We start from the raw sequence: 15,042 nt of genomic DNA on the forward strand, positions 1-15,042 counted from the left end.
TATCCAATCCGGATGGGGTTTTCTGTTTTATACAGGTTTTCGAATTTAAGTTCAAGAGTATGCCTTGTCAGTTTAATTAATCTATTTTAAAGAGATTGTTTTTATTTATGACATTTGTCCTTCTTCTTTTTAGAAATAGAGCTTTAAAATGCCTAAAAAATATAGCAAAATCGAGATTGAATTTGCAGTTTATCTGTTGGACTTAGTTTTTGTCTTAATTAAGTTTTATTTTTGATCTGTTATGAAGTTAAAAAAAATAGATGGAAAAGCTAATTCAGATTATAAATAGTTTTCAGGAATTAGATTTAGAGACGGAATCCGCCATTAGAAAAAGTTTTGTAGAGGAAACTTTTAAAAAAGGTGAGTTTCTTGTGCAAGAAGGTAAGATTTGCGATAAAATCTATTTTGTCAAATCAGGTACTGTTAGAAGATTTTGTATTGAAGACGGAGATGAAGTTACGAAGTGGATTTATACCGATAATCAATTTATAACTTCGATGAGTAGTTTTTTTGAGCAGAAACCTTCATTCGAGAATTTCCAAACTTGCGAGGAAACGATTGTGTATGCCTTATCTTATGCAGATGAACAGGCTTTGTTGGAGTATCCTTTGTTTGTGAAGTTTCATATTAAGCAACTTCGATATTATCTTTCTAAAATAAATGAGTTTAATCATTTATTTCGTTTAATGACTGCAGAGAAAAAATACTTATTTCTTTTAGAGTCATTCCCTCAAATTGTTAAAAAAGCTAAATTAAAGCATATTGCTTCGTTAATTGGAGTTAGCCAAGAAACTCTGAGCAGAATTCGAGCATCAATTATTTGATATTACATCAATAAAAATTATTTAAAGTTTTTCAATTTTTGTAGCTAATTAAAGTTATAAAAATTGAAAGATACTTTTATTCATAAAAATGCCATTTTGGGTAATAACATTTCTGTAGGAAATGGTGTTACTATTGAACATGATGTTATTATTGGTAATAATACACAGATTGGAAATAATGTAACGATTTTGAGCGGATCGAGAATTGGTAAAAATTGCCAAATCCATTCTAATGCAGTTCTGGGTGGGATACCGCAGGATTTAAAATATAAGGGAGAATATACTCTTCTAGAAATTGGAGATAATAATATAATTAGAGAGTTTGTAACTATTAACAAAGGGACAATCTCTAAAGGTAAAACTTGTATTGGAAATTCTAATCTAATTATGTCAAATGCTCATATTGGGCACGATTGTATAATAGGAAATAATTGTATAATAGGAAATAATTGTATAATAGGAAATAATTGTATTATAGGATTTAGTGTTGGAATTGCTGGAGAAGTAATTGTCGAGGATTGGGCTAATATAAGCGGACTTACGGCAATACATCAGTTTTCTGTTATTGGCGAACATGCCATGATTAGTGGTTTGAGTCGAGTAGTTAAAGATGTTCCGCCTTATATTGTTGCCGCTCACGAACCTTTACGATTCGCTGGAGTAAATACGGTTGGTTTAAAAAGAAAAGGATTTAATTCTGATAAAATTGATGAACTTCGAGCGATATATCGTGTTTTATTTCAAGAAAAGAGAAATACTAAGTTTGCTTTGGAATCAATTGCTGAAAAATTTCAAGATACGGTTGAGCGAGATAAAATTTTAAACTTTGTGAAATCATCAAAAAGAGGAATTATTAAAGGATTTGAGTTGTAATTGTACGAAATAGTTTCTAAATTCATATATTCAAAAAGAATGTTTTTTTAAATGAATTTATCATGACAGCATATAGCGCAAATTCTAAAGTCGATTTTTATTTCGAAAAGGCAGAAAAATGGAAATCTGAGCTAGGAAAATTAAGAGAGATTGCTTTAGATTGTCATTTAGTTGAAGAATTAAAGTGGGGAAGCCCATGTTATACTTTTGATGGAGCGAACATTGTTTTAATTCATGCATTTAAGGAGTATTGTGCTTTTTTGTTTTTTAAGGGAGCTTTAATGAAGGATCCAGATAAAATATTAATTCAGCAGTCAGAAAATGTGCAGGCGGCGCGTCAGGTTCGATTTACTAATGTTCAAGATATTTTAGCGAAGAAAGAAATTCTAAAGAAGTATATTTTTGAAGCGGCTGAAATTGAGAAATCAGGGCAAAAAGTAGAATTGAAAAAAGTTTCTGAATTTGAAATTGCCGAAGAACTTCAGAATAAGTTTGATGCCGATGTAGATTTTAAAAAGGCTTTTTATGCTTTGACTCCTGGAAGACAACGTGCTTATTTGCTTCATTTTTCTCAACCAAAACAATCTAAAACGAGAGAGGCTCGAGTAGAAAAAAATATTCCTAGAATTTTAGATGGGAAAGGATTGAACGATTAAAACATTTTATAGTATAAGAAGAAAAACTCCTTTTAAGAAAAAGGAGTTTTTTTTGTTTTACAAGCTAAGAAATTTGCTGTTCGATTGTGTCTTTCTTTCGAATAGAAATTACTGACTGAAATAAAACGGAAGTCATAACCAAACCAATTCCTGTATAAAAAGAGAAATTGACAGATTGTCCTTCGTTAAAAAATAAGAAGGCTAATATTATAGAATATATTGGTTCCAAGTTGAATGTTAAGTTTATAGTAAATGCTGGAATCTTTTTAAGTGATTCTGCAAACATTACATAAAGAGCAACGGTGCAACATGAAGCTAATAGTAATAAATAGAAAAGGTCTGTTAGGTTCGGAATGAAAGACTGGTTTGGAAAATTATAAAAATAGAATGGCAGAGCGATTCCTAATGTTAAAGTTCCGCCTAGCATCTGATAAAAATTAATCAGTTTGCTATCGTAAAATTGAACCAACCTTTCGTTGTAAATGGTGTACAGAGCAGCAAACGCAGAAGAAATTACACCAAGTAAAATTCCAAATTGGTAAGAAGAATCAAAATGGAAAATTAGACTTATCCCTATTAAAGTTAACATACTTAATAAAACCTGAACCAGATTGAATCTTTTTTTGTTGAGAATAGGTTCAAAATAAGCAGTAAAAAAACTTGTCAAGCAATAACATATTACACCAATTGATATGTTGGAATATTTAATGCTGGCATAGAAAAAAATCCAGTGAATAGTAATAAGAACTCCTGCTTTAGAGATTTTTGCTGCTTCAGAAAAGGACTTCAGCATTTTAATATTGTATATTTTTAAAATGAAAAGTAGAATAATCGAAGCAAAAAACACTCTGTACCAAACTAGGGTAATTTCATTAAGAGAAATAAGTTTTCCAAAAACGCCAGTAAAACCAGCAAGTAAAACTGCAGTATGCAGTATTAGATAAGATTTTTTCATAAAAAGTTGTCTATCCTTTTTTGAAGGATATATTTAGAATATTAATAATTGAATTGAGGTATAGACACAACAAATCGGACTGAGTGCGATCAGTCGGTGTCAATACTAAAAACGTATTATTAATTTACTGGAGGAGGAAGACAACCTTTTAAGCTCATGATAAAATTTGATTTTAGCAAACTTATTAAAAGAATCCAGAATTAGAAAGTTTAAAAAGTTATTTAAATGCCAAATTTAAGTTTATCTAGTAGCTGAATTGAATAATTCTAATTTTGATTTGAATATTAATTTGTAGAACTTGCATCGATACCAAATCACCAATTCAATAATTAATGAATACTTATCAATCGCCTGCCACAATTCTTGAAACCAAACAGCATTTTGAAATTTTAGATGGATTAAGAGGCATTGCAGCTTTTGCCGTTGTGGTGTTTCATTTTATGGAATGGATTTTTACCGATCCAAGTCAGAATTTTATTGGGCATGGATTTTTGGCTGTCGATTTTTTCTTTTGCCTTTCGGGATTTGTAATTGGATATGCTTATGATGATCGTATTGCTAAAATGGGTCTTCGTAATTTCTTTATATCTAGAATTATAAGATTGCATCCGTTGGTTGTAGCGGGATCCATATTAGGATTGCTGGCTTTTTTATTTGATCCGTTTGGAAGTCATTTGGAATTATACAGCACCAGAAAAATTATTTTGACATTTATCTGTTCATTATTTCTTATTCCGTTTCCAGTAATTGCCGATCGCGGATTTAATTTGTTTAGTTTCAATGCGCCAGCGTGGTCCCTGTTTTGGGAATATATTGCCAATATTGTGTATGCGTTTGTGCTTTATAGAATTGCACGAAGCTATTTGGTGATTTTAACTTTTCTTTCTGCAGTAGCAATTTGTTATGTAGGATATAGTTCTGGTAATTTAATAGGAGGCTGGAGTGGTCCAACTTTTTGGGACGGTTGTGCTAGAATTTCTTATTCTTTTTTGGCAGGATTACTCATCTATCGATCCAATTGGATTATTAAAAACAAACTTGGCTTTGGCGGATTGACGATTTTGTTATTGTTGGCTTTTATTATGCCTTTTTCAGAATGGAATTGGATCTCAGAACCTTTAGTTGTCTTGTTGTATTTTCCGTTACTAATTTCTTTGGGAGCTGGAGCTATCTTAAAGCCAGGACTGAAAAAGGCATGTGTTTTCTCTGGAAAAATCTCTTATCCGCTATACATGACACATTACGCAGTTTTATGGATGTTTGGAAATTATTACACCAATTATAAACCAGACACGGGACAATTAACTTTTATTGTTATAACTTCGGTTTTTCTGCTAGTTGGATTTGCTTATGTGGTAATGGTGTTTTATGATATTCCACTGAGAAATTATTTGAATATCAAAAGAAAAGAAAAATTGGAGAGACAATAAAAATAAAATCAAAGCAATAAAAAACTCTATTAGAAATAATGGAGTTTTTTTATTTGTTCAAATTGATGGGCATTTAGCATAAAAACAATTCGTCATGAAGAAACAACAATTCAGTCAATAAGAATTGATTGTTTTGTGTGAGAAAAATACTTTTACATCAAAATAAATATAACCAGAACCATGAAGAAAATTTTAAAAATCGCCAAAATTACATTTATTACCCTTTTTACTATTGCTATAATATTTGTTACTTATTTATATATCAGTAATAGAATGTTTTTAGAGTCTAAAAATGAAGAGAACATTAGTTATCTGTCAAAAAATAATGTTCAAGTTTCGGGTTCAATAGACGGGAAATTGTTTGATGCAGATTTTTATAAATCACAAGTTTTCTTGTTGGGAGAAATTCATGGTTATGCAGACAACCAAGCTATAGATAAAGAGATGCTTTTCTTTTTGAATAAGAAGGCTGGAGTGAAATACTACATTGCTGAGATGGATAGCTTGGTTGCTAAAAGATTAAATTCCTTTTTGCTTGGAAAACAAAAAAATGTAACAGCTTTGAAAGAAGTTGTCGAAACTATCAAACAGAGAATTCCGCAGCAATCTAGCCAGGAATTATTTGATAAATGGAGTTCAGTTTATGATTACAATCAAAACTTAGCTGACTCTTTAAAGATTACAGTTATTGGAATTGATAAAAACTTTGATGATCAATCTAAAGGCTCAAGAGATGTTGCAATGGCTGCTAACTTCAAAAATACTATCAAAAAAATGAATATTGAAAACGAAAAGTTTTACGGACTTTTTGGATTTTTTCATACTCTTCAAAAGAAAACAGAATCAGGTAGAGAAACTTTCGCACAAGGATTAAAAGAATCTGGAACTAAAGTTACAAGTTTAGTTAGTTATACGATTGACAGTGAGATGTATCTTCCTAAAAATCCTCAATTTCCAACCCCAAAAGATGAAAAAGTAGATTGGATGAATGCCGATGGGCCATTAATGTTGGTAAAAGGAATAAATGATTTAAAAGAATTAAGCAAACCAAATGCCATTACTCTTTTCAAACTTAGTGCTAAGAATTCTCCATATTTGAAATCGCAAAACTTAGTAACCGTAAAATCGAGAGCTTTTGGTGAAAACATTGTTCCTTTGAAAGATGCTTCAGCAAATGATTATTTTCAATATGTGTTTTTATTAAGAAACTCTAAAGCACTAACAAAATTGAGATAAGTTCTATAATTGACAAAAAGAAAACCTCCAAGATTTATTTTGGAGGTTTTTTGTTCTCTCTAAGTTAATAAGGTTCTTCGTATTTGGAAACATACTATATTAGCCTTTTAATCTTACAAAATTTTACTAACCAAAAATAATAGAACTTGAAAATTAATAATGTAATTAAGTATATATTTCTCTTTTTAGCTGTTCATGCATTCGGACAAAACCCTTCTTTTAAAATCAAATATTCGGAGCAGCTGGCAGTTTTTGTTTTCTTGCAGAATTTATCTGATTATTATTCCGATAATGTTTTTAAGACAGAATTTCAAAAATCAAAATATAATAATGAGAAGTACAAAAGCTTGATCTCAAAATTTGATCAATTGTCTATTTCCTATAGTTTTCGTTTTGAAGATTTTCCCTATGGTTCAAAGAAAACCATGCAGACGCAGGATATGTTAAAAAAGAATTTGATTGAAACAGATAATCTCAATGATTTCAAACTTCGTTCTGCCGGCATGATTCCAAATAAAACCTTGAGTAATTTGGGTGAATGCATTTCAGAATTTACTCCAATTTATAACGAGCTGATTTATAATCCGAATAAAGAACAATTTGGAAAACAATTGGACGAAATCATTAAATATTCTCAAGAACATCACATTGAAGATTACTTTAAAACAGGATTACTATTTTATAATTCAAGTTGGGATAATTCAATTCCGTTTGAAGCGGCTTTTTATCCGCTGCCTAATTCAAAAGGATTTACAGCTTCTGCATTTTGCAACAATTTCGTCAGTGCCATTCAAACCGATTTAAAATCGCATAAAGATTTGTTTAGTGTAATGATGCACGAAACGTATCATATCGTTTATGATGAGCAATCGCTTGAAGTTAAAACGGCAATCGATGCTTATTTTAAAGAAAACAAATCAAAATGCAGCAACTACGCTTACCAATTATTAAACGAAGTTTTGGCAACTGTATTGGGCAATGGTTATGTCTACGAAAAATTGGATGGTAAAGTCGATGAAGGAGATTGGTACAATAATAAATATATCAATCTAATGGCAAGACATATTTATCCGTTAACCAAAGAATATATTGAACAGAAAAAGCCGATTGATAAGAATTTTATAGATCAGTACATTCAGCTTTATGAAACCAATTTTCCAGATTGGATAAATGAAATGGATAACATAATGACGTATCTCTATGTGATTACAGAAAATGAAAAAGATTTCAATACCATAAATAAAATGTTTCGCTATCGTTCCAGAACAGAATACGAAGATCAAATTACAGAAACTAGTATTGAAAAAATGCAGAATACTCCGCTAACAAAAATGGTAATTATCTCAAAAGATAGCAAAGGGAAGATTAAGCTTTTAAAAGATAAGTTTAAAGAATTGAAGAACTGGAAAGCAAATCCAGATAAAGAATTTACAGAAAAAATTCTTCTTGGCGATAAAAGCCAGCTAATTATATTAAACCAGAAAAAATCTAATCTAGAAACCTTAATCAAATTAATAAAATGAAAAAAGTAAAAAGTTGTTTATTATCAGTTATTTGTATTTGTTTTTCGTCTGCAACAGCATTTGGTCAATTAACATCGCCACAAGTTGATGCTTTGATGGAATCCGCATTAGCAAAATTTAAAGTGGCAGGAGCAGCAATTGCGATTGTTAAAGATGGCAAAATAATTCATTTAAAAGGTTACGGAGTTAGTTCTATTGAAACAAAAAAAGCAGTAAATGAAAGCACAAATTTTCAAATTGCCTCAAATAGTAAAGCATTTACAACGGCTGCACTTTCTATTTTAGAAGAAGAAGGAAAATTAAAGTGGACAGATAAAGTAAAAGATTTTATCCCTGAATTTAAAATGTACAATGATTATGTAACGGAGAATTTTAATATTCAAGATTTGGTTACTCATCGCAGCGGATTAGGATTAGGCGCGGGCGATTTGATGTTTTTTCCTGATGGCAATAATTTTACGATTAAAGATGTCTTGACAAACTTTCAGTATTTTAAGCCTGTTTCGGCTTTTAGAACAAAATGGGATTATGATAATTTACTTTATATCGTAGCAGGTGAAGTAATTGCAAGAACAAGTGGTATGAGTTATGCAGAATTTGTACAAAGAAGAATTGTTAATCCTTTACAAATGAATAACACTTTCGTTGGAAGTACATTAATAAAGGACCAATCTAATTTTGCAGTTTCACATTCGTCTGAATCTGGAACTATAAAGAAAGTTGACGGGTTTAAAGATGAACTTAGTGTCGCTGCGGGCGGTATATTTTCTAATGCAGAGGATATGGCGAAATGGATGATAGTTCGTTTGAATAAAGGTCAATACGGACCAGATTTGAAAACGTCTCTTTTTTCAATAAAAAATCATAATGAAATGTGGAGAATACATACTGTTCAGCAAACAGATCAGGATCCAAGATACAATTCTCATTTTAATGGCTATGGTTTAGGGTGGCAATTATCAGACGAAAAAGGAAATCTAAAAGTATCGCATACTGGAGGTTTGCCTGGAATGCTTTCTATTGTAACCCTGTATCCAGATTTGAATTTAGGTATTGTAATTTTAACTAATACCGAAAATGGTGGAGGGGGACTTTTTACGGCAGTCAGTAATACTATTTCTGATAGCTATTTAGGTTTAGATGATTTTGGATGGACTGATAAATTAGTAGAATGGTTGAATGAAGATAGAAATAAAGGCGATGACGTAACTAAAAAAGTTTGGGAAAAAGTAAAACTTTCAAAAAATGTAAAAATAAAAAATGAAGATTTTATAGGTCTTTATACTGATAAATGGTTTGGTGAAATTGAAGTGTTTGAAAAAAATAAGCAATTATGGTTTAAATCGTACCGTTCGCCTAAATTAAACGGTCCAATGGCTTTTTACAATGCCAATACATTTGCAATAAAATGGGAATATCAAGCAATGAATTGTGATGCATTAGCAATGTTTTCTCTAGATGAAAATGGTAAAGCTCAATCTATTAAAATGAAAGGTATTTCTCCAAACATCGATTTTAGTTTTGACTTTCAAGATTTAGATCTAGTAAGAATTAAATAACAAAGAATCAATCAGTTTAGAATAAAAAAAACTCCATTAGAAATAATGGAGTTTTTTATTGAATTTTATAAAGTTATAATTGAATAATTTTACAAACTGTCTTGAATTCTTTTTGTTATTTCTTCAATTGTACCCATTCCGTCAAAAGTCAAAACTTTAATTTTTGATTTCATGTATTCAATTGCAGGTCTGGTTGAACTTTCAAAAACTTCAATTCTTTTAAGATGAATATTGACATCTTTGTCGTCTTTTCGATTAGAGGTTTCGGCTCTTTTTTTAGCTCTTTTTAAAAGTTCTTCTTTTGGAACATCAATATTAATTACTTTTCCAATTTCCAGATTTTTAGATTTAACAAGTTCCAATAAATCATTTACTTGTGGTTCTGTTCTTGGATAACCGTCTAAAATGATTCCTTTGGCATTTATATTTTCGTCCAATATTTTGCTGAAAAGATCTTTCATGATAGAATCAGGGACTAAATCTCCTTTTTCTTCATATTGAGACATTATTTTTCCGATTTCTGTTCCGTTTTGTTTTTCCAAGCGGCATCTGTCGCCTGTTGAAATATGCTCAAATTGTAACTCTTCTTTTAAAATTTCGCATTGCGTACCTTTTCCAGAATAGGGCGGGCCTGTTATTATTAATATTTCCATTTCGGCTATTTTCGATTGGTTATGATTCTCAAATTTAAGGATATATTTTGGTCTTTGTCATCTTCGTTTTTAGATGCTCTAAATCTTCACGATTGTATATTCCAGTACCGCTAAAATTAATTTCTTTCAAATGGTATGGAAATAAATTCGGATTTAAGTCTGTGAGTTTTGTGTCAGAAAGTCCTAAAATTCGTAAATTTTGCATTTGATCGAGTGTTTCTGGAATTTTAGATAAAGGACAATTTTCAATTCGAAGCGTTTTTAATTTTTCTAATTGAGAGATTGAATCTGGAATTGTTTCGATATCATTTCCTCGAACCATTAGGTGTTGCAAAGATTTTAATTTAGAAATCCACTCAGGAAAAGTCTTTAAAGGAAAGTTTAGAAACGAAACTTTCTTAAGTTTTTTTAGATTTCCAATTTCATTCGGAAATTCAAAATCATCTAAATAATAAATAGATGGATCAGCTTGCATTTCTAATATTTCGAGATTTATAAATTCTGAAAATATTTCGCCTTTATTTTTTAAGTTCTCATCATAAAATCGTAGTGTCAGCTTCTTGCAATTTTTAGGATTTTTAGAAGCTTCGATTAAAGATGAGAATTTAGTTTTTCGAAATATATTCATTGTAATGCATGTTTTTTTGAATAGGTATGTATTGCAAATAAATATAGTTCAATTTATGGATAATCTTCTTCATTTCTAATATATTTCAAGTGTTAAAAAGCTTTAAAAGCAAAAACAATTACTATATTTGTAACATATAAGTATAGACTATACTCTATGCTTTATTGTTTTTATTTAAAAATTAAAACTATGCTTGTAAACGAACTATCAAAAAAAACGGGACTTTCAATTCATACGATTAGATATTACGAAAATTTAGGAATGATCAAAGGATTGACTGATGAAAGTGTAAAATCGAACAATTACAAACATTACGACAATAATACTATTGAGCGTTTGGAAATTATTATGGAAGCAAGAGAAGTTGGTTTTTCTTTAGCAGAAATAAAAAAGATATTGACTAGTTGGTTTGAAAGTACGGAATCTAAACCAGAAACATTGGAACTTTTTCAAGCCAAAATAAAAGAGATTGACGATAAAATGAGATATTTTAAGCAGACTAAAAATCTTCTTGAAAAAATATGTGATAAAATACAAAATAATGATTGATAACAGATTTTGTAATTGATCTTTTAGAAGTTTTGTCATTTCGAGGGAATTCTCCAGAATACTTTCTAAATCTTTGTTGATTTTCGAGTGAGATTTCTCGTTCCTTGAAATTTTGTGTTTTAATTGAACTGATTTAAAATGTACTGAAAAAAATAGACATAAAAAAAACTCCTTAATTTCTTAAGGAGTCTTTTGGTGGGCGATGAGGGGTTCGAACCCCCGACCCCCTCGGTGTAAACGAGGTGCTCTGAACCAGCTGAGCTAATCGCCCTATTTTATTAGGCTGCTATCGTTTGTGATTGCGAGTGCAAATATACGCTAGTTTTTGAGTTCTGCAAAGAATTTTGAAGAAAAAGTAAAACTTTTTTAAAAATAGTTTTTATCTCTCTGTTTATGAATTTGTTATTAAAATGATTTTTTTAAGTTTTTTATAGATCAAAAGTATATTTTTAGTCCAAAGGCAATTCGGCAACGACAAAAGTGCTCCCGCCAATGTAAATAAAATCATTTTCTGAGGCATTTTTCTTTGCTTCCGCGAAAGCAATTTCAACAGAATTGTATTTTTCTCCTTTCAAACCGAAATTTTCAGAGGCATTTTTTAAAGTTTCAGCAGGAAGACCTCTCGACGAATTCGGACTGCAGAAGTAATATTGTGCCTCTTTTGGAAATAATGGCAGAATAGAATCCAAATCTTTATCATTTACAACACCCAAAACAATATGTAAGTTTTCGAATTTTTCATTTTTCAATTGATTCATCACAACCGATAATCCGTGCTTGTTGTGTGCCGTGTCGCAAATGATTTTCGGATTTTCTCCCAACTGTTGCCATCTGCCTTGTAAACCTGTATTTTTTACAACATTTAGTAAACCTTCTTTCAATTGCTCGATCGAAATTTTAAAATCGGTTTCATTATTAAGAATTGCAATCGTCTGCTGAACGGTCTTTTTATTATGAAACTGATAATCTCCAATCAAGTCAGACAAATAAATCTGATCAATTAAATCTGAGGCAAAATAAATAGAGGCGTTGTTCGCTTCGGCTTTAGCCAAAAATACGGGTTTAGTTTCATCGGTATATTCGCCAATCACAACAGGAATATTCGGTTTGATAATTCCTGCTTTTTCGCCTGCAATTGCTTCCAATGTATTTCCTAAAAACTGCGTATGATCCAAACCAATATTGGTAATTACTGAGACCAGTGGCGTTATAATATTCGTTGCGTCCAATCTTCCGCCTAGACCAACTTCGATAATCGCAATATCTACTTTTTCAGTAGCAAAATAATCAAATGCCAATCCAACCGACATTTCGAAGAAACTCATATCATTGGCTTCAAAAAAATCTTTGTGTTTCGCTACAAATTCAATAACAAACTCTTCCGAAATTTCCTTTCCGTTTATTTTAATTCTTTCTCTAAAATCTTTAAGGTGAGGCGAAGTGTACAAGCCCACTTTGTAGCCCGCTTCTTGAAGAACAGAAGAAAGCATGTGCGAAGTAGAACCTTTTCCGTTTGTTCCCGCAACGTGTATGCATTTCAGTTCCGCTTGCGGATTGTCAAGATGAGCTGCCAATAATTTAATATTCGTTAAATCTTCTTTATATGCAGAAGCACCTTGCAATTGATACATTGGTAACTGATTAAACATCCAATTGGTAGTCTCTTGATAGTTCATTTGTTTAGATAAAATGGTTGTTGATTGAAATAAATTTCGATTTTTGTAGTTTAATATTACAGCGAAAATTATCTTTATTGCAAATTTCAAATATTTTTTAGAATTAATTATTAAAAACCAGAATTAATATATGTTTAGTTTTATCCAGTTACAAACAGATACAATCGCAAATGCTTCAAATGTAGTGGTCGAAAAGATTGCAGCACCGCAAAATGAAATTTCAATGTTTGGGTTCATCATGAAAGGGGGAGTTTTCTTAATTCCGATCGCGATTTTATTGTTTTATACTATTTACCTAATTTTTGAACGTTATATGTACATTAATCGTGCGTCTAAAATTGACAGTCGATTAATGCAGGATATTGGCGAAAAACTACATTCTGGAAATATCGAATTGGCACGAACAATCGTAGAAAGGAATAACACTGCAGCGGGTAATATTTTAAAAGAAGGAGTTTTGGTTATCGGAAGACCAATTTCTGAAATTGAAGCCAACATGGACCGTGCTGCCGATATCGAAATTGGCGAAATGGAAAGGCATTTAGGCCATCTTGGACTTATTGCAGGTATTGCGCCAACTTTAGGTTTCATCGGAACAATTTCAGGAGTTATTAAAATTTTCTATAGCATTTCGGTTACCGAAAATATTAGTATCGGAAATATTTCTGGAGGTTTATACGAAAAAATGATCAGTTCTGGATCTGGATTAATTGTGGGTATTATTGCCTATAGTGCGTATCACTTATTGAACGGAAAGATTGATAATTTTGCTTTAAAAATTCAGAAACAGATTTTAGAATTTGTCAATATAATTCAAAGAGCATAAGCCATGTCTATTAAAAGAAAAAGAAGATTTCACGCCGAAGTTGCGACTTCATCTTTGAGTGACATTATGTTTTTCCTGCTGTTGTTTTTCTTGATTATCTCAACACTGGCAAATCCGAATGTGATTAAGATGACTTTGCCAAAAGCTAAAGCGAATGAAAAGACCAATAAACAATTAATCAGTTTATCGGTTACAGAAGATAAAAAGTTCTACATTGACAAACAAGAAGTAGATTTTGAAAATCTAGAAACGAGTTTAATGTCAAAAATAGGAACAGATAAAGAACAAACCGTTGTAGTTCGAATTCCGTTTAATCTGCAAGTTCAAGACTTAGTAGATGTTTTACAAATAGGAGTAAAGAACAATCTGAAATTTGTAATTGCCACAAGTCCAAAATAGATTTATATTTGGGCGTGACCACAATAAAAAAATGGGCCAATCAGCAAAACGTTGATACGCCCATTTTTTTATTGCGGTCGGGCTATCCGCGCTACTTCGGTAGCCAGCTCCTATCCCTCACGCGAGCATACGTAATCTGCGTCATTGCGAGGGACGAAGCAATCACACTATGATGAGCAACTAAATGTGATTGCTTCGTCCCTCGCAATGACAAACTAGACGAAAAGAAAAAAGGCTTTCATTTATGAAAGCCTTTTGTATAAGATAAGATTTTAGTGTAAATCTGTGAAATTTGTATTTTAATCCAAACTAAAGTTGTAAATAATTTTTCCAACTTGTTTGGCAGGAGCATCACTATCAGACTCCCATTTTGTATTCATGGCTGCAATTCTTGCTTGATCTAACAAGCACTTTGCAGTATTGGTTGTTCCTTTTATTCCAGGAGTTGCGCTTATCGTTTTTCCGTTTTGGTCAACGCTTACTTCTACCACAACTTTTCCTTCTTCATTGCAAGTATATTTTGGAGCAGGTTTAGAAAGTGCTTTTCTGTTGCCTAAAGAATATCCAGATCCACCTCCAGAACCTCCACCGCTTCCAGCTCCGTAGCCGCTTCCGGTACCAATACCATTTCCAGTCCCGTTACCGCCTCCGGTTCCTCCGCCAGATCCACCGCTTCCGTAATAACCATTAGAGTTTAAACTTCCGTTAGATTTTCCTTTGTTTCCTGAAGCTTTATCGTCTCCGTCGCCACCTTTATTAGAACCTTTCATAATGCTGGCCAAAGCATCGTTTGTCGAGTTAGAAACTTTTGGTTTTTCTGGTACAGGTTTTTGTACCGGTTTCTCAACAGGAACAGGTTTTTTAGGCTTTTCTTTCGTCGGAATAACAACATCATTATCAGCAGTTGTGTTTTCTTGAGAAATAATAGCTTCCTCTTCGTGAGTTGCTTTTGCAGGAACTTGCTTTACATTGTTTTTTACATTCAGAACTTCGCTTTTATAATTGGCTCCAGAACCTAAATCACTATCTCCAAAGTTTATAGTTACGCCTCCACCGCCACCTCCGCCATCTGCAAGAGCGACATTGTTTTCAGGATTATAAGGAGGCCAAAAGCGTATAAAAAAAAGCAATGCAATGATTACCAAATATATTGCAGTTGTAAATAGTAACGATTTCCTTTTATCTGAAGAAATGGAAGAACTCATTAAATTGTGAATTTTGAAATGTATTATTTTAAAAACGTTTAAAAGTAGTA

At 31.7% G+C, this 15,042-nt stretch carries 15 protein-coding genes and 1 tRNA gene; 10 read left to right on the forward strand and 6 right to left on the reverse strand.

From position 1 onward, the window contains the following. Nucleotides 1-260 precede the first annotated feature (260 nt). The 3 genes from J7574_RS16910 (at nucleotide 261) to J7574_RS16920 (ending at nucleotide 2,353) form a co-directional block, all read left to right on the forward strand. On the forward strand, nucleotides 261-824 hold the full coding sequence (locus J7574_RS16910; protein WP_290971203.1) for a Crp/Fnr family transcriptional regulator: 564 nt from the start codon (nucleotides 261-263) through the stop codon (nucleotides 822-824). A 63-nt stretch (nucleotides 825-887) separates the two neighbouring features. Beyond that, complete coding sequence (locus tag J7574_RS16915; RefSeq protein ID WP_290971206.1) at nucleotides 888-1,697, forward strand: UDP-N-acetylglucosamine O-acyltransferase; 810 nt, start codon at nucleotides 888-890, stop codon at nucleotides 1,695-1,697. Nucleotides 1,698-1,759: 62 nt separating this feature from the next. Then, complete coding sequence (locus J7574_RS16920) at nucleotides 1,760-2,353, forward strand: DUF1801 domain-containing protein (RefSeq protein ID WP_290971209.1); 594 nt, start codon at nucleotides 1,760-1,762, stop codon at nucleotides 2,351-2,353. A 64-nt stretch (nucleotides 2,354-2,417) separates the two neighbouring features. Here J7574_RS16920 and J7574_RS16925 read toward each other — a convergent pair whose 3' ends face one another. Beyond that, the gene (locus J7574_RS16925; RefSeq protein WP_290971212.1) at nucleotides 2,418-3,308 is read right to left on the reverse strand and encodes a DMT family transporter; all 891 of its coding nucleotides are present in this window, start codon (nucleotides 3,306-3,308) and stop codon (nucleotides 2,418-2,420) included. A 332-nt stretch (nucleotides 3,309-3,640) separates the two neighbouring features. Here J7574_RS16925 and J7574_RS16930 point away from each other — a divergent pair, with 332 nt between their 5' ends. From J7574_RS16930 to J7574_RS16945, 4 genes are all read left to right on the forward strand, one after another. After that, complete coding sequence (locus J7574_RS16930) at nucleotides 3,641-4,738, forward strand: acyltransferase (protein WP_290971214.1); 1,098 nt, start codon at nucleotides 3,641-3,643, stop codon at nucleotides 4,736-4,738. A gap of 180 nt (nucleotides 4,739-4,918) precedes the next feature. After that, nucleotides 4,919-5,974, forward strand: a complete 1,056-nt coding sequence (locus J7574_RS16935; protein WP_290971217.1) for a hypothetical protein — start codon at nucleotides 4,919-4,921, stop codon at nucleotides 5,972-5,974. Nucleotides 5,975-6,120: 146 nt separating this feature from the next. After that, nucleotides 6,121-7,497, forward strand: coding sequence for a hypothetical protein (locus J7574_RS16940; RefSeq protein ID WP_290971220.1), 1,377 nt, complete (start codon nucleotides 6,121-6,123; stop codon nucleotides 7,495-7,497). After that, nucleotides 7,494-9,056 (forward strand): serine hydrolase, encoded by a 1,563-nt coding sequence (locus J7574_RS16945; protein ID WP_290971222.1) that lies wholly within the window; start codon nucleotides 7,494-7,496, stop codon nucleotides 9,054-9,056. The genes J7574_RS16940 and J7574_RS16945 overlap by 4 nt, the downstream gene beginning before the upstream one ends. Nucleotides 9,057-9,145: 89 nt before the next feature. Here the strand turns inward: J7574_RS16945 and J7574_RS16950 are convergent, their stop codons facing one another. Both J7574_RS16950 and J7574_RS16955 read right to left on the reverse strand, forming a co-directional pair. Then, nucleotides 9,146-9,709: a nucleoside monophosphate kinase gene (locus tag J7574_RS16950; protein ID WP_290971225.1), complete on the reverse strand. Its 564-nt coding sequence runs from the start codon at nucleotides 9,707-9,709 to the stop codon at nucleotides 9,146-9,148. Nucleotides 9,710-9,743: 34 nt separating this feature from the next. Next, nucleotides 9,744-10,337, reverse strand: a complete 594-nt coding sequence (locus J7574_RS16955) for a hypothetical protein (RefSeq protein ID WP_290971229.1) — start codon at nucleotides 10,335-10,337, stop codon at nucleotides 9,744-9,746. A 189-nt stretch (nucleotides 10,338-10,526) separates the two neighbouring features. On the opposite strand from J7574_RS16955, the gene J7574_RS16960 reads away from it, so the two are divergent. Continuing rightward, entirely contained in the window at nucleotides 10,527-10,886 is a 360-nt protein-coding gene (locus J7574_RS16960) for a MerR family transcriptional regulator (protein WP_290971232.1), read from the forward strand. A 193-nt stretch (nucleotides 10,887-11,079) separates the two neighbouring features. Here the strand turns inward: J7574_RS16960 and J7574_RS16965 are convergent. Both J7574_RS16965 and J7574_RS16970 read right to left on the reverse strand, forming a co-directional pair. After that, a tRNA-Val gene (locus J7574_RS16965) sits at nucleotides 11,080-11,157 on the reverse strand. A gap of 178 nt (nucleotides 11,158-11,335) precedes the next feature. After that, a complete protein-coding gene (locus J7574_RS16970) occupies nucleotides 11,336-12,562 on the reverse strand; it encodes a folylpolyglutamate synthase/dihydrofolate synthase family protein (RefSeq protein WP_290971235.1) in 1,227 nt (408 codons plus the stop codon). A gap of 130 nt (nucleotides 12,563-12,692) precedes the next feature. Between J7574_RS16970 and J7574_RS16975 the strand changes: the two genes are divergently transcribed. Then, nucleotides 12,693-13,388, forward strand: coding sequence for a MotA/TolQ/ExbB proton channel family protein (locus tag J7574_RS16975; RefSeq protein ID WP_290971238.1), 696 nt, complete (start codon nucleotides 12,693-12,695; stop codon nucleotides 13,386-13,388). A 3-nt stretch (nucleotides 13,389-13,391) separates the two neighbouring features. Continuing rightward, nucleotides 13,392-13,787 carry a biopolymer transporter ExbD gene (locus J7574_RS16980; protein WP_008464192.1) on the forward strand — a complete coding sequence of 132 codons (396 nt, stop codon included), beginning with the start codon at nucleotides 13,392-13,394 and terminating at the stop codon, nucleotides 13,785-13,787. A 299-nt stretch (nucleotides 13,788-14,086) separates the two neighbouring features. Here the strand turns inward: J7574_RS16980 and J7574_RS16985 are convergent, their stop codons facing one another. Continuing rightward, nucleotides 14,087-14,992: an energy transducer TonB gene (locus J7574_RS16985; protein WP_290971245.1), complete on the reverse strand. Its 906-nt coding sequence runs from the start codon at nucleotides 14,990-14,992 to the stop codon at nucleotides 14,087-14,089. Nucleotides 14,993-15,042: the final 50 nt, after the last annotated feature.

Origin of the sequence: Flavobacterium sp. (assembly GCF_017744675.1) — a bacterium.
In the GTDB taxonomy this organism is placed as follows: Bacteria; Bacteroidota; Bacteroidia; order Flavobacteriales; family Flavobacteriaceae; genus Flavobacterium.

Coding starts and splice junctions, on each gene's coding strand:
- J7574_RS16930 (WP_290971214.1), top strand. CDS start 3,641: ATGAATACTTATCAATCGCCTGCCACAATTCTTGAAACCAAACAGCAT.
- J7574_RS16925 (WP_290971212.1), bottom strand. CDS start 3,308: ATGAAAAAATCTTATCTAATACTGCATACTGCAGTTTTACTTGCTGGT.
- J7574_RS16970 (WP_290971235.1), bottom strand. CDS start 12,562: ATGAACTATCAAGAGACTACCAATTGGATGTTTAATCAGTTACCAATG.
- J7574_RS16955 (WP_290971229.1), bottom strand. CDS start 10,337: ATGAATATATTTCGAAAAACTAAATTCTCATCTTTAATCGAAGCTTCT.
- J7574_RS16935 (WP_290971217.1), top strand. CDS start 4,919: ATGAAGAAAATTTTAAAAATCGCCAAAATTACATTTATTACCCTTTTT.
- J7574_RS16950 (WP_290971225.1), bottom strand. CDS start 9,709: ATGGAAATATTAATAATAACAGGCCCGCCCTATTCTGGAAAAGGTACG.
- J7574_RS16920 (WP_290971209.1), top strand. CDS start 1,760: ATGACAGCATATAGCGCAAATTCTAAAGTCGATTTTTATTTCGAAAAG.
- J7574_RS16975 (WP_290971238.1), top strand. CDS start 12,693: ATGTTTAGTTTTATCCAGTTACAAACAGATACAATCGCAAATGCTTCA.
- J7574_RS16945 (WP_290971222.1), top strand. CDS start 7,494: ATGAAAAAAGTAAAAAGTTGTTTATTATCAGTTATTTGTATTTGTTTT.
- J7574_RS16910 (WP_290971203.1), top strand. CDS start 261: ATGGAAAAGCTAATTCAGATTATAAATAGTTTTCAGGAATTAGATTTA.
- J7574_RS16960 (WP_290971232.1), top strand. CDS start 10,527: ATGCTTGTAAACGAACTATCAAAAAAAACGGGACTTTCAATTCATACG.
- J7574_RS16985 (WP_290971245.1), bottom strand. CDS start 14,992: ATGAGTTCTTCCATTTCTTCAGATAAAAGGAAATCGTTACTATTTACA.
- J7574_RS16980 (WP_008464192.1), top strand. CDS start 13,392: ATGTCTATTAAAAGAAAAAGAAGATTTCACGCCGAAGTTGCGACTTCA.